This is a genomic window from Bradyrhizobium sp. USDA 4473 (genome assembly GCF_054063335.1).
In genome coordinates, this window is the sequence record NZ_JBSSGE010000001.1 from 976246 (window position 1) to 991174 (window position 14929).

Annotated in this window: 11 protein-coding genes; 7 read left to right on the forward strand and 4 right to left on the reverse strand. The window is 64.0% G+C overall.

Features of this window, described 5'->3' with window-relative positions; translation table 11 throughout:
• Positions 1-44: 44 nt before the first annotated feature.
• The gene (locus ACVW17_RS04545) at positions 45-764 is read right to left on the reverse strand and encodes a DNA-3-methyladenine glycosylase I (RefSeq protein WP_456750834.1); all 720 of its coding nucleotides are present in this window, start codon (positions 762-764) and stop codon (positions 45-47) included.
• A 181-nt stretch (positions 765-945) separates the two neighbouring features.
• Here ACVW17_RS04545 and radC point away from each other — a divergent pair, with 181 nt between their 5' ends.
• Positions 946-1659 (forward strand): RadC family protein, encoded by a 714-nt coding sequence (radC, locus tag ACVW17_RS04550; RefSeq protein ID WP_456750835.1) that lies wholly within the window; start codon positions 946-948, stop codon positions 1657-1659.
• 84 nt (positions 1660-1743) lie between these two features.
• On the opposite strand, the gene ACVW17_RS04555 is transcribed toward radC, so the two are convergent.
• Complete coding sequence (locus ACVW17_RS04555; protein ID WP_456750836.1) at positions 1744-2088, reverse strand: hypothetical protein; 345 nt, start codon at positions 2086-2088, stop codon at positions 1744-1746.
• On the opposite strand from ACVW17_RS04555, the gene ACVW17_RS04560 reads away from it, so the two are divergent.
• The 6 genes from ACVW17_RS04560 (at position 2074) to ACVW17_RS04585 (ending at position 13079) form a co-directional block, all read left to right on the forward strand.
• Positions 2074-3072, forward strand: a complete 999-nt coding sequence (locus ACVW17_RS04560) for a tetratricopeptide repeat protein (protein ID WP_456750837.1) — start codon at positions 2074-2076, stop codon at positions 3070-3072. The genes ACVW17_RS04555 and ACVW17_RS04560 overlap by 15 nt on opposite strands.
• 367 nt (positions 3073-3439) lie before the next feature.
• Positions 3440-6607: an ATP-binding protein gene (locus tag ACVW17_RS04565; RefSeq protein ID WP_456796800.1), complete on the forward strand. Its 3168-nt coding sequence runs from the start codon at positions 3440-3442 to the stop codon at positions 6605-6607.
• Between the two features lie 126 nt (positions 6608-6733).
• Entirely contained in the window at positions 6734-8848 is a 2115-nt protein-coding gene (glgX, locus tag ACVW17_RS04570) for a glycogen debranching protein GlgX (RefSeq protein WP_456750839.1), read from the forward strand.
• A gap of 245 nt (positions 8849-9093) precedes the next feature.
• Positions 9094-10959: a sigma-54-dependent Fis family transcriptional regulator gene (locus ACVW17_RS04575; protein ID WP_456750840.1), complete on the forward strand. Its 1866-nt coding sequence runs from the start codon at positions 9094-9096 to the stop codon at positions 10957-10959.
• A gap of 132 nt (positions 10960-11091) precedes the next feature.
• A complete protein-coding gene (locus ACVW17_RS04580) occupies positions 11092-12675 on the forward strand; it encodes a hypothetical protein (protein WP_456750841.1) in 1584 nt (527 codons plus the stop codon).
• Positions 12675-13079 carry a hypothetical protein gene (locus tag ACVW17_RS04585; protein ID WP_456750842.1) on the forward strand — a complete coding sequence of 135 codons (405 nt, stop codon included), beginning with the start codon at positions 12675-12677 and terminating at the stop codon, positions 13077-13079. Before ACVW17_RS04580 ends, ACVW17_RS04585 begins: the two co-directional genes overlap by 1 nt.
• Before the next feature lie 20 nt (positions 13080-13099).
• On the opposite strand, the gene ACVW17_RS04590 is transcribed toward ACVW17_RS04585, so the two are convergent.
• Positions 13100-13654, reverse strand: a complete 555-nt coding sequence (locus ACVW17_RS04590) for a flavin reductase family protein (RefSeq protein ID WP_456750843.1) — start codon at positions 13652-13654, stop codon at positions 13100-13102.
• Between the two features lie 79 nt (positions 13655-13733).
• Positions 13734-14834: an LLM class flavin-dependent oxidoreductase gene (locus ACVW17_RS04595; protein ID WP_456756341.1), complete on the reverse strand. Its 1101-nt coding sequence runs from the start codon at positions 14832-14834 to the stop codon at positions 13734-13736.
• Positions 14835-14929: the final 95 nt, after the last annotated feature.

The following is a 14929-nucleotide window of genomic DNA, read 5'->3' on the forward strand; positions in this document are numbered from 1 at the left end:
ATTGTTCCCTAAATCAATTCACGTCTTTGTGCGGTGCGCAAAAATCAATAGTCGCTCCGCGTGCGCGCGACGATCGCCTCCGGCGTGTGGTTCTCGCCGACCGACATCGCGCAGATCCGCGACAGATGCAGATAGGACAGCCCGGTCTCCTCCGCCCAGGCATTGAACTGCGCCTGCACCTTGGCGAGATCGCGCTTCGACTTGACCTCCTCGGCGATATCGAGGCCGGCATCGCGCAGGCAGGCGACGACGTCGCGCGAGGTGACGAAACCGTCCCAGCCGAGGAAGCGCAGCAGCATCTGCCCGGTGTTGCCGCCGAGCCGGCTGCCGCGCTTCGCCAGCAGGTCGAGCAATCCGACCTCATCCGACGATGGCCAGGCGCTCAGGAATTGGCCGAAACTGCCGTGCTCGCGCGCGATCTCCTGCACGAAGCGGCCATTGTCGCGCACCGACATGATCTTGGCACCGTTGCGCACGATTCTGGCGTCGCTGGTCAGCTTCTCCCAGAATTCATCCGATTTGAAGGCGAGCTTGCCGGGCGCAAAGCCCAGGAACGCCTCCTCGAAGCCCTCCCATTTGGCGTCGATCACACTCCAGGCAAAGCCTGCGCAGAACACGCGTTTGGTCATCTCGGCCAGCACGCGGTCGTCGCCGAGCTTGGCCAGCGCCTTGGCACCGGCCGGCGGCCGCAGCAGCTTCTCCAATGCCTTCGGCCCGCCCTTGCGCTTCTCGGCGCGTGCGCGGATCACCTTGAACGATGTCACGCCGCCCTCCCCCTTAGTTTTGCCGCGTTTTCTTTACGCGAACCGGTATCCACTTCGCTCGAAAACGCTCTTTTCGATCCCGAACATTGCGGCCGACGGTAATTCGCCCATCGCATTGTGGCAAACCGGGAAATTGCGTCGCCCCTTGCAAATCGCGGCAGGCACGGCATGGTTGTGCCCGATGCCCGCCAAGCCCGACGCCAGCCAGGACGAAGCCGACGAGACGCCGCATTACCACGGCCATCGCGAACGGCTGCGCGAGCGATTCTATGCGGCGGGTCCGGACGCGCTGACCGACTATGAGCTGCTGGAGATGGCGCTGTTCGCCGCTATCCCCCGCCGCGACACCAAGCCGTTAGCGAAAGCGCTGTTGAAGAAGTTCGGCTCGTTCGCCGAGGTGGTGCATGCGCCGGTGGCGCGGCTGCGCGAAGTCGACGGCATCAAGGATGCCTCGATCAACCAGATCAAGCTGCTGGCCGCGGCCGCGGGGCGCATCGCCAAGGGCGAGATCAGGCGCAACATCGCGCTGTCGTCGTGGAACGACGTCATCGCCTATTGCCGCACCGGCATGGCGTTCGCCGACAAGGAGCAGTTCCGCCTGCTGTTCCTCGACAAGCGCAACCAGCTGATCGCCGATGAGGTGCAGCAGACCGGCACCGTCGATCACACCCCGGTCTATCCGCGCGAGGTGATCAAGCGCGCGCTGGAATTGTCCGCGACCGCACTGATCCTGGTGCACAACCACCCGTCCGGCGACCCGACGCCGTCACAGGCCGACATCCAGATGACCAAAGCGATCGTCGACATCGCAAAACCGCTCGGGATTTCCGTGCACGATCACATCATCGTCGGCAAGAACGGGCATACGAGTCTGAAGGGGATGCGGCTGATGTGATCTCGCTGCGGTGAAACACACTGCCTGCACCGAGCCCCTCTCACGGAGACGATGATGTCGAACGGTCCGAGCGCGGTTCTGTCTTCAGACGAGATCGCCGCGATTGCGCGTGATGCCGTCGCAGCGGGACCGGACAGCAAGCAGGCCGCATGGCAGAAAATCCAGCCGCTGCGAAAGGCCCAGCGCCACCAGCCTGAGGCTGCGAGGGCGCTGATATGGATCGTCGACGAACGAGGCCTCGCAAGGGAACAAGCGGCGGACCTGCTTTCGGAGATCGCGGATGCCCATGATGACAACATCGGTCTCCTCTCGACGCTTGGGCAATGCCTCGAAGCCGCCCGCGACATCGACGATCTGAACGCGCCGCCGCCGGAACACCCGATATTTCAGACGATGATCGAAAAGCTCGGCCGCTTGGCCCAGCTCCATGTGGCGCGGCCTGAGCAGGAGCAGATCCTGCGCGGCCTCGCCACGGCGGCGCGAATGACGGCGCGCCAGAACGACGCGATTACCGAGGACAGTCTTCGAAAGCTGGTCGAACTCGATCCGCAGAAGAGCGCGAACCACTACAATCTGGGCCTTTTCTACAAGACGCGCGGCAGATTCGCGGAAGGCGCGGCGGCAAACCGGACTGCGGCGAGCCTGTCGCAAGAGGTTGTCGACAGCACCGAATGGAATCTTGGAATCTGCGCCACCGGTGCCGGGGATGCCGGGACCGCCTTGGACGTCTGGAAGCGGATGGGCAACAAAATCGAGCCTGGACGGTTCGGATTGCCGGAAGGCGGATATTCGGCCTGCAAGGTGAGGCTCGCCGAACGGCCGCTTGCCGAGCGGACCGCAAACTCCGACGATCCAGGCGCAGAGGAAACGGTATGGATCGAACGGCTCAGTCCGTGCCATGGCATCATCCGCAGCGTGTTGTACGGCAATCTCGGCGTCGATTATGGCGATGTCATCCTCACGGACGGCGCCCCGATCACGCATCACACCTATGGCGAGCAGCAGATTCCGGTCTTCCCCCATCTGGCAACGCTGCTGCGCCGGAACTACCAGTTCTTCGATTTCGCGGGCACCCAGGATACGGCGCGGCAATTGGCCGGCATCAGCGAGGAATTGGACGGGGACGCCGTCGTCTATTCGCATTCCGAGAGCTTCAAGATCATGTGCGCCAATTGCTGGCGCAAGCCCGACATCGATCACGCCGATCACGCGACGATGGAGAAGCACGTCGTCACCGGCCGCATTGCCGCACCGCCCAATATCGCGCCTGTGCGGCTGCTGGATCTGATCGACAAGGCAATCGAAGCACGCGGAAACTGCCAGCTCTATGCGCCCGATCTTTGCGCGGCCGCGGGACAATCGGCGCGCGAGCGGATCGACAGGCGCCGGTTTGCGATGCTGACGAACAATTAGCGCGCCGTCGTCCCTGCCCGGTGCGCAATTGCGCACGGGAGCAGCGATCCATCGTTCGTCGTCCTGGCGAAAGCCAGGACTCACAACCACCGCATCGGATTGCAAACGGGATCGCGGCCCGAGCGTCGCGCAGCGATGAGCTTTCGGGGTGACGAGTCCTGGCCTTCGCCAAGACGGGTGAACGTGCCAGATGCGATTGTGACCGATCAAATGTGTCTGCGCAGAAACGTGATTGCAGAAAGCATCGGCGGCGCGTTCGTTGTCATGAATGGACCGATTGGATAAAATGATCGTTGCACCGGCGCAGATCGTCGCGAGGCTGCCCACTGCATGATTGTGCGAGCCAAGCTGAAGGACTGAGGCCGCCATGAGCGAGATAGCGCCACCGATTGCTGAGCGCCGGCACGTCACTGTCCTTTTCGCCGACATGGTTGGCTTTACCTCCATCTCCGAACGATTGGGAGAAGAAGGGACCTTTACCCTCATCCATCCGATCTATGAGCTGATGGCCAATGTGGTGAAGGAGCAGGGAGGTTCGGTCAAGGATTTCACCGGCGACGGCATCATGGCCTTGTTCGGTGCACCGGATGGCATTGAAGATGCGCCGTTGCGGGCTTGCCAGGCCGCGTTGCTGATCCATCAGCGGCTTGCAGCCGCAGCTCCTGCAATCGAAGCCCGGCACGGCGTGCGGCCACAGATGCGCATTGGCATCAACACGGGGCCCGCAGTCGTGACACGGATACGCGGTGATGATGCCTCGATGACCGCGTTGGGTGATACGGTCAATACGGCGGCGCGCCTGCAAACGCTCGCCGGGTCGGGCAAGACCCTGTTGAGTGAAAGCACGTACCGGCTCGTGCACGGGCTGGTTGACGCCAATTTCGACGGCGAGCACGACATCAAAGGGAAATCGGCGCCTCAGAAGACCTTTAAGCTCGTCGCGGTTCGAAAGGGAGCCGCGCGGTTCGACGCAGCGCTGAGCCGCGGTCTGACCGAGTTCGTGGGGCGCGAGCGCGAAATGGAGACGCTGGATCAGCAGCTTCGCCTGGCGCAAAACGGGCTTCGCATTGTCGATGTTGCGGCCGAACCCGGGATGGGCAAATCGCGACTGCTGCACGAATTCCAGCAGCGCATCAGCGCCGAGAGGATTTCGGTTCTGCGAGGACATTGTTCTCCGGACGGCAAACTGACCCCGTTCCTGCCATTCGTGGAGGTGGTACGAAGCTCCTTCCAGGTCAGCATCGGCGAGGATCAGAGCGAGCTGACGCGAAAGCTGGAGACCGGGCTCGGTGTCCTGGGATTGCATTCGGTCGAAAACATCGGCCTGCTTCTCAACCTGCTGGGCCTGACGCCACCGGAAGCGTCCCTGGCCGGTCTCGACGGCCTGCTGATCGGCCTGCGTACCCGCGACTTGCTGCAGCAACTGCTCGAAGCCAGTTGCCGCGTCTCCATGGTGGTGATGCTGATCGAGGATTTGCATTGGATCGATGGAGGATCGGAAGAACTGCTCGGCAAAATCATCGACCACGGGGCGGCGCTGCCGCTCCTGATCGTACATACGCGGCGGCTGGAGTCCGCTCCAGCCTGGCTCGACGCGAAGACGACGAAGACGCTCAATCTCGATCCCCTGCCTGTCGGCGAAATCCATCGCCTAGTGCGAGCACGGCTTGGCGTCAGCGATTTGACGGACGCACTGGCGCGACAATTGGCGACAAAGGCGGAAGGCAATCCGCTGTTCGCCGAGGAGATCGTGACGTTTCTGATCGAGCGCGGGGTAATCCGATTGAACGCCGGTCGCGTCGAGTTCGATGCCGAGGCAGTCGCGGCGACGTTACCGGCCAGCGTTCAAGGTCTCCTGACCGCGCGCGTCGATCGGCTCGCGACGGCCGATCGGGCACTTCTCCAGGCCGCGGCCGTCATTGGCCGCGCCTTCGAGGCGGATCTTCTGGCGGCAGTCGCGGACGTCCAGGGCGAGATCGGCGCACGACTGCTGGCGATGCGATCGCTCGATCTCATCCACGGCGAACAGAATTCCAGCATCTATGTCTTCAAGCACGCGTTGGGGCGCGATGCGCTATACCAGAGCCTGCTGACCGAACCGCGCAAGGCCCTGCATTTGCGCATCGGCCAGGAGATCGAGCGCCGCCAGGGAAATCGGCTGGCCGAGGTCGCTGAAATTCTCGCTCACCACTACAGTCAGACAGACCGCGCCGAGAAGGCATTCGTCTATTTCGCGCTGGCCGGGGCCAAGAGCCTCGGCGTCTATTCGCTTGAGGAAGCCAACAAATATCTTGCGGCGGCTGTCGCATTGCTCGAAAGCAACCCGGCATGCGCGGTGAGCGAGCAGATCGCATCGCTGCTGGTCGATCACCTCTATTGCCTGAACCTGCTCAACCAGCAGAGGTCGTTGATCGAAACCGTCGAGCGCTTCAGCGCCGATCTGGCGCGGCTTGGCGACAATCAGCACTGCGTCCTCATCCAGCACTATCACGTGGTCGCTCTTTTGCTGAGCGGACGGAATCGGGAGGCTGCGCAACGGCAAATCGATTTGACGGCGATGGCCGACAGGCTGGGGGATGCCAGATCGCGCGCCTATGCGATCTCGAGCGACATCCACGTTTCCACGATTGTCGCGCCGCGCCCCCGCGAGGCATTCGAGACGCTCGGCCGGGATGCGATCCGCCTCTCGTCGAGCACGGGCGACCCATATCCGCAGGCCTTCACGCGATATGCCTTGGGATGGGAAGAAATCCATCGCGGACGAATCTCGGAGGCGCGCCAAGCGGCCCAGGAGTTGCTGGCCGTCGGCCGGAAAATGAACGATCCCAGATCGATCGGATTGGGATTGCAAGTTGAGGCGTGGATTGCCCTGATCGGCGACGACTACGCTGCTGCGCTTGACTATGCTGAAATGAGCATCAGCATGGCCCGCGCGCCGTTCGACACCATCAGTTCGACCAATGCAAAAATATCGGCGCTCGTCCTGCTCAGGCGGCCCGAGGCGTTTGCAATGCTCCGCGCGTGGATCGACGAATGTGAGACCAACGGCTGGTATTGGGCGTTGTCCGGAGCCGAGGGGATCATGGCGATCGCCATGGCCTTGCGCGGTGAGATCGCCGCCGCACTGCGCTGGATGAAGCGCTCCATCTCGAAGCGCGAGAGCGAAGGCTATTACGCGGCGGCCGATTGGTACCGGATGTTCCTGTGCGAGATCTACCTTGAGATCATCGCGGGGAAGGAGCGGCCACCGATCGGGGTCCTCTGGCGAAACGCGGCCAGTCTCGTCTCGGTCATGTTCGGCGCCCGAAGACAGATCGTGATGCTGGTGAACCAGGTCAAACAGAACTCCCGGTTCGACGCCAATGCGCACCATTTTGGCCGCTGCGAAATGATTCTCGGGCTTTTGTACCAGGCAAAGAAGAAGCCGGGTCTGGCGCTCCAGCACTTGGTTGAAGCTCAGCGCATAGCGGGACAGTACGGTGCGACCCCCATGTTGGCACGGATCGAATCCGCGATGTCCGAACTCCGCACCTAGCGGTGTCTGCGTGCCACGCGCCACAACGTGTCACACGCAGCCAGTCCTCCGGCGCTAAAGTGACCATGCAACGTTTTCCGTGCGGCGGCGTTTGTTGCAGGTTGATTGATTGCTTTTGGGGGACCGATGTCCGAGTTCGTGATTGAGGAAGGGCTGCCCTATCCGCTGGGCGCCCATTGGAGCGGCCACGGCACCAATTTTGCGGTATTTTCCGCTAACGCCACCAAGGTCGAGGTCTGCCTGTTCGACGGCGAGCGCGAGACGCACCGTTTCGAGCTGCCGGAATATACCGATCAGGTGTTCCACGGCTTCATCAATGGCGTGCAGCCCGCCACGTTCTACGGCTATCGCGTCTACGGTCCCTACCAGCCGGACGGCGGCCACCGCTTCAATCCGAACAAGCTGCTGCTCGATCCCTATGCCCGCGCCCATGCAGGCCACCTGACCTGGAATCCGGCGGTGTTCGGCTACAAGATGGAGACCGACGACGACCTGACGTTTGACGAGCGCGACAGCGCGCCGTTCATGCCGAAATGCGTGGTGTGCGATCCCAATTTCGACTGGGCGCAGGAGCCGCAGCGGCAGGAAGCCCATTGGGACGAGACCATCGTCTACGAGACCCACGTCAAGGGCTTTACCAAACAGCACCCCGGCATCGACGAGCACCTGCGCGGCACTTACGCGGGCTTCGGCTCGAACGCCGCGATCGACTACCTGAAGGCGCTCGGCATCACCTCGGTCGAGCTGTTGCCGGTGCATTCCTTCGTCAACGACAGCTATCTGCTGGACAAGCACCTCACCAATTACTGGGGCTACAACACGATCGGCTTCTTCGCGCCGGACCCGCGCTACGCCGCCGACGTCGCCAACAGCCTGCGCGAATTCAAGGAGATGGTGGCGCGGCTGCATGGCGCTGGCCTCGAGGTGATTCTCGATGTGGTCTACAACCACACCGCCGAAGGCAATGAACGCGGCCCGACGCTGTCGTTCAAGGGCATCGACAATGCGAGCTATTATCGCCTGCTGCCCGACAAACGCCGCTACTACGTCAACGACACCGGCACCGGCAACACGGTGAACCTGTCGCATCCGCGGGTGATCCAGCTGGTGATGGACAGCCTGCGCTACTGGGCCGGTCACATGCATGTCGACGGCTTTCGCTTCGACCTCGGCACCATCCTGGCGCGCGAGGTCTATGGCTTCGACGAGCAGTCCGGCTTCCTGAAAGCGATGAACCAGGACCCGCTGCTCGCGACCGTCAAGCTGATCGCCGAGCCCTGGGACTGCGGCCCCGGCGGCTACCAGGTCGGCGGCTTCCCGCCGGGATGGGCGGAGTGGAACGACAAGTATCGCAACACCGTGCGCGATTTCTGGCGCGGCGAGGCGGCGCCGGGCAGCCTGGCGCCCCGCCTGCTCGGCTCGCACGACGTGTTCAACCGCGAGGGCCGCCGCACCTGGGCCAGCGTCAACTTCATCACCGCGCATGACGGCTTCACCCTGAACGACTGGGCGAGCTACAACAACAAGCACAACGAGGCCAACGGCGAGAACAACAACGACGGCTCGTCGGACAACCATTCCTGGAATTGCGGCGCCGAGGGCCCGACCGACAATCCAGAGATCCGCGTTTTGCGTGAACGCCAGAAGCGCAACATGCTGGCGACGCTGCTCGCCTCGCAGGGCACGCCGATGCTGCTCGGCGGCGACGAGTTCGGCCGCACCCAGCGCGGCAACAACAACGCCTATTGCCAGGACAACGACATCTCCTGGTTCGACTGGAATCTGTCCGACGATGCCGAGAAGTTGCTCGCCTTCACCAAGCGCATGATCAAGCTCAGGCGCGACTATCCGATCCTGCGCCGCAGCCGCTTCCTGTCCGGCGATCGCGATCCGCAGCTATCGATCCGCGACGTGGTCTGGATCTCGACCTCGGGCGTCGAGATGACGCAGTCCGATTGGACCACCGGCTGGATCAAATGTTTCGGCGTCGTGCTCGACGGCCGCGCCCGCAAGACCGCGATCGCGCGCGAGGGCGAGGACGACACCGTGCTTGTGATCCTCAACAGCTATGAGGGCGAGGTCGACTTCAAGCTGCCGGTGACATCGGCCGGCCCGCACTGGTCGCTGCTGCTCGACACCAACGCGCCGGACGAGCGGCCAGGCGCGCAGTTCGCGTTCGAAAGCACCTACAAGGCGGGCGGGCGTTCGTTTGTGTTGCTCACCGCCGGTGAGGTGAAGTAGGGGCGAAGTAGGCCGGCCGAACACCGTTGGCCTCGTCATTCCGGGACGTGCGAAGCACGAGCCCGGAATCCATCGGGCCGCGGATTCTGAGGATGAATGGATTCCGGGCTCTCGCTCCGCGAGCCCCGGAATGACGGAAGGAGCTGCCTCCCTCCAAAGGTCCCCTCCCCGCGACCCCGCGGGCCAATTGACATTCGGCCATGGGCTGCCAGACTTCGCCCAAAATACAGGGTGGAGACCTCTGGATGGCCAATCTATCGGCCTCAAATCACGTCGCCCGTGTTTTATCGGCGGCCCATCAGCTGGCCGGCGTCGACACCGAGGCGCGGATTGCCGCGTCGTGGCGGCGCTGCGTGGTCAATCACAACCTCGATCCGGCCCGCCGCGGGCCGCCGCAGACCCTGACCGAGGCCGAGGTCCGGCACATCGCCGAGCCGATGGAAGACCTGATCCAGGTCGCGATCCCGGAGATCGAGGATCTTGCCCGCGTGCTCCACGACAGCGGCTATTGCGTCAATCTCGCCGATCCCAACGCCACCATGCTGGTGAGCCGGCTGCCCGGCGGCGATTACGAACGGATGTTCCTGGAGTGGAAGATCTACACCGGCTCGAACTTCGCCGAGACTTTCGAGGGCACCAACGGGCTCGGCACCGCGCTCGCCGAGCAGCGGCCGATCATCGTGCATGGCGACGAGCATTTCCGCGAGCAGTGGCACATGTTCACCTGCGCGGTGTCGCCGCTGTTCGATCATGCCGGGCGACTGGCCGGTGCCGTCAACATCTCCTCCTGCCGCAGCGATCTGGGCCGCAGCGCGCATGAACTGGCGCTCGCCGTCACCACGGAGGCGACGCGACGGATTGAGCAGTCGTTCTTCCGCCGCCACTACCGCGCCTCCTGGATCGCGACCTTGCCCGGTGATGGGCACGGCATGCTCGCCTATGACGACGACCGCCGCGTGGTCGGCGCCTGCCGCACCGCGCGCGGCGTGTTCGGCCTGACGGATGCGATGATCGACGACGGCATCGATCTGTCGCATCTCATTCAACTCGACGATCGCGCGACGCGGGCCGCCGACGAGCTGGTCACGCTGCGCCGGGCCGACGGCACGCCATGGGGCCGCGGCCATTTGGCGCCGCCGGTGCGCGCGCGATCAGCGCGTCCGTTGCCGGCACCGCCGCGCGAACAACCGCCTGGACAGTTTTCCGGCCTGCATCGGCTGGCGGGCCGCGATCCCGTGCTGATCAAGGGCGTGAAGCGGCTGAAGACGGTCGGCAATCTCGATCTGCCGATCCTGCTGCATGGCGAGACCGGCGCCGGCAAGGACGTGTTCGCGCGTGCGATCCATGCCGCAAGCAACCGCGCGGCCCGCAACTATGTCGCGCTGAACTGCGCGGCGATGCCGGAAAGCCTGATCGACGCCGAGCTGTTCGGCTACGAGGCCGGCGCCTTCACCGGCGCCCGGCGCGAGGGATCGAAGGGCCTGATCGTGCAGGCCTCCGGCGGCACGCTGTTCCTCGACGAGATCGGCGACATGCCGCTTTCGTTGCAGACAAGGCTGCTGCGCGTGCTTGAAAATCGCGAGGTCTGGCCACTCGGCGCATTGAAGCCTGTACCGGTCGACATCCGCCTGATCAGCGCCACCCATCGTGACCTGGCGCGGATGGCCGAGGACGGCAGCTTCCGCTCGGATCTGTATTACCGGCTGCGCGGCATGGAGATCCGCCTGCCGGCGCTGCGCGAACGCGGCGACCGCAAGGACGTCATCGCGCAGATCGCCGACGAGGAAGCGCCGCATTGCCGCATCTCAACCGAGGCCTGGGCGCAGCTGATGGTCTATCCGTTCCCCGGCAACATGCGCCAGCTTCGCCATGTGCTGCGGCTCGCCGGTGCGACTGCCGAAGGCGGCGTCATCAGCGCGGCCGATCTCGATCTGCCGCCGTTCGCCGCGCACAGCGTGATGGCCGATCACACAGCGGCCGAGCGCGCCGCGATCGCCGACGCGTTGCGCGCCAATGGCGGCCGGGTAAACGACGCGGCGAAGGCCCTCAAGCTCAGCCGCGCGACCTTGTACCGAAAGATCAAGGCGTTGAAGATCGGGCTCGACGGCTAGATCAAATATTTCGTTCGAGAAACGGTTCGTAGCGCGGACATGGGTACTCCGTAAGAATGGCTGTCGTGTTTCGGCCGTGCAGGAAAAGTGATATCGTACGGCTTTCGCTTTCGACGCCACGGAGCGGGTCCCATGACACGGTTTCCCCTCGCTGTGGTCGTTGGCCTGGTTGCCGCGACCATTTCGCAGCCTGCCGCCTCTGATTCGACTGAACAACGATTGGGCAAAGTCCATTTTACGACGTCCTGCAAGCTTGAGGCGCAGGAGCTGTTCGATCGCGGCATGCTGTATCAGCATTCGTTCTGGTACAGCGCATCGCGCCGCACCTTCGAAGAGGTGCTCGAGGCCGACCCGCAATGCGCCATCGCCTATTGGGGGATCGCGCTCAGCTATCTCTACAATCCGCACGCGCCGCCGCCACCCGAGAACCTTCCGCTCGGCCTCGAAGCCGCCAAGAAAGGCCAGGCGTTGAATGCCGGCACGCCGCGCGAGCGCGAATACATCGATGCGATCGCCGCGATGTATGTCGACTACGACAAGGTCGATCACCGCACCCGGGTGCAGCGCTTCCTCGCGGCCGAAGAGCAGGTCGCGACGCATTATGCCGACGATGACGAGGCGCAGATCGCCTATGCGATCACGCTCAACGTCGCGGCGTCGCCATCCGATAAGACCTATGCCAATCAGCTGAAAGGCGCGGCGCTGCTGGAACCGATCTTCCAGCGCCAGCCGGAGCACCCGGGCATCGCCCACTATCTGATCCATCTCTACGATTATCCGGCGCTGGCGGAGAAGGGCCTCCCCGCGGCGATGCGCTATGCCAAGATCGCCGAACACGCGCCGCATGCCCAGCACATGCCGTCACACATCTTCACGCGCGTCGGCTACTGGAAGGAATCGATCGCCTCCAACAAGGAATCCGCGCGCATCGCCAAGGCAGACGGCGAACAGCAGGACCAGGCGCACGCGATGGACTACCTGGTCTATGCCTATCTGCAGCTCGGGCAGGACAAGGAGGCGCGGGCGGCGGTCGATGAGCTCGGCCAGCTCCAGTTCAAGCAGGACCGGTTCGCCGGCCCCTTCGCGGTGGCGGCAAGCCAGGCCCGCTACGTGTTCGAGCGCGGCGACTGGAAGGGCGCTGCCGCGCTTGACGTGCATCCGACCAAATATGCCTATGCGGATGCCATCACCTACTTCGCCCGCGCGGTCGGCGCCGCACGCTCCGGTGATCCGGCGTCCGCCAAGCCCGATATCGCCAAGCTCGTCGAGCTGCGCGACAGGTTGAAGGACGGCAAGGACGCCTATTGGTCCAACATCGTCGACATCCAGCAGCAGATCGCGAGTGCCTGGATGCTGTACGCCGAAGCCAAATATGATGAGGCGCTCGGCGCGATGAACGCCGCCGCGGACGCTGAAGACAAGACCGAGAAGCATCCGGTCACCCCGGGACCGCTGGCGCCGGCGCGCGAGCTCTACGCCGCGATGCTGCTCGAACGCGGCAAGGCCGCCGATGCGCTTGCCGCCTATGAGGCCGTGCTCAAGAAGGAGCCCAACCGGCTGGCAGCCTATATCGGGATGATGAAGAGCGCCAAGGCGGCCGGCGATCAGGCCAAGACACAGGATTGCGCAGTGCAGATCGCTCGGCTCACCGCGGATTCCGATGTATCGCGGCCGGAGCTGATCGAATTGCGGCAGACAACCGGAAGCAAGCTGTGATGCTGCTGATGACATGGCGCAACGGTGGCGCGGCGCTGCTCGGCGCTGTTGCGCTGTGCCTCTGCCACGCGCCGCCGCTCGGTGCGATGGAGATCCTCGGCCAGGCCGGCGTGCTCGGCGAATGGGAACTGACCGGGCATCTCACCGAAAGCGGACCGGACGCGCGCAAGCAATTCTCCGGACCGCTGAAGATGAAGCATGTCGGAATCTGCACGCAGGACGGGCCGGAGGAACGCGCCGGCGAGATCAAGCTGCAAATCTCGGGGACGGATGCGCAGGTGACAGCCGAGCTGGTGCTGGACGGCGCGCCCTGCACCTACAGCGCCCGCAAGACGCGCAATTACGAGGGCACGCTGTCCTGCGAGGGCCGCGCGCCCGTGCCGCTGCTGGTGTGGCTCAAATAGATGTAGAGACCGTCGCGGCTCTACGAAAACTCGTTCCAGCTGACGCGGCGCGCATCGACGTCGCCGAGCGTGATCGGATCGTGGATGTTGCGCACGCTCTGGAAGCCCGAGCGCAGATAGATCAGCGGATCGACCGTGGTCACAGCGCGGACATGCTGGACCTCGCCGATGAAGATCGAATGGGTCTTGGTTTCGAGCTCCTGGCTCAGCACGCAGTCGAACGCCGCGACGGCATCCTCCAGCATCGGAGCGCCGGTCGCGCCGGTGGTCCAGCGTCCGAACGCAAAACGATCATCGCCATTGACGCCCTTCTGGCCGGAGAAGGTCAGCGCCAGCAGCGCGTGGTCCTCGTTCAGGAAGTTGATGACGAAATGCCGCTCGGCGCGGATGCGCTCATGTGCGCTGGCATTACGATTCACGCAGACCAGGACCGAGGGCGGGTTATCCGACAGCGAGCAGGCCGAGGTCACGGTGAGGCCGGTCCGCTGCCCCGGCTCGCGACCGACCGTCACCAGCGCGACCGCGCCGGCGCAATGGCGCATCGCCTGCTTGAAACTCTGTGCGTCGACCGTCATGCCGCAAACCTCGTCAAAAACATTCGGTTTAACATATGCGACGCGGGGGGCGAGGCAAGCCCCGCACCCCGCGCAGCTGTCATGCGGCCTTCTCGAACTCGGCGCCGAGATGCTTCAGCCTCGGCAGCACTTCCTGCTTCAGCAGCCGCAGCGAGTTGTGCCAGGCCTCGGGCTTGTGCTTGTAGTCGAAGCCGAACACGCAGAGCACGCCGAAGCCGCCGACCTCCCGGTAGATTGTCTCGATCTTCTCGGTGACCGTCGCGGGCGAGCCGACGATCCAATTCCGGCGCGCGCAATATTCGACGGTGACGTCGCTGTCGGGCACATCGGGCGCGTGCTTCAGATAATCCTTGAAGCCGAAATGGCCGAGCAGCGGCAGGAAGTACTCGCTCATCATCCGGCCCATCATGTCGCCGGTCGAGAGCTTCCAGGCCTCCTCATCGGTATCGGCCACGAACACCTCGCGCACCAGCCGCCAGTCCTTGCGGCTCGGCTTGCGGCCGGTCTTGGCGGCGCCGGCTTCCACCGACTCCCAGTGGCTGCCGACATAGGCCGGGTTGAGGTTGAGGCTCATCGGGATGAAGCCGCGCTCCCCGGCGAGCTTGAGCGTGTCGGAATTCTTCGATAGCCCCGCAACGCCGATCGGCGGATGCGGGCCCTGCAACGGCTTGATGTGGGGTTTGAGGAAATCGAACATCGTGTCCGGCTTCGACACCGTCCAGAACTTGCCCTTGTGGGTCCACGGCCCCGGCTCCGACCACATCTTCAGGATGATCTCGAGCGCCTCGCGGGTCATGTCGCGGTTCTGGCCGGACATGCCGTCGACGTTGAACATAGCCCAGTCGCTCGGCAGCCCCGAAGCCGCGACGCCGAAATTGAGCCGCCCGTTCGAAAGATGGTCCAGCATCGCGACGCGGTTGGCGAGTTCGGCCGGGTGATGATACGGCAGCAGGAAGCCGCCGGGCCCGATGCGCAGATTCTTGGTCTGCAGCAGCGCCTGCGCCACCAAGAGATCAGGCGACGGGTGCGGCTCCCACGGCGCGGTGTGATGCTCGCCGATCCAGGCTTCCTGATAGCCGAGCTCGTCGAGCCAGCGCAGCGTTTGCAGGTCCCAGTCGTGGCCCTCCTTCAATCCGCACTCCGGCGGGTGCGAGGGCATGGTGAAGTAGCCAAGCTCCATGTGCGTTCCTTCCTTCGCGTTGGGTTCAGTCATGCAATGCGTCTTGCCGCGCATTCACGCGACAATCAGCAAGCGCTGTGCCAGAGAGGAAATCG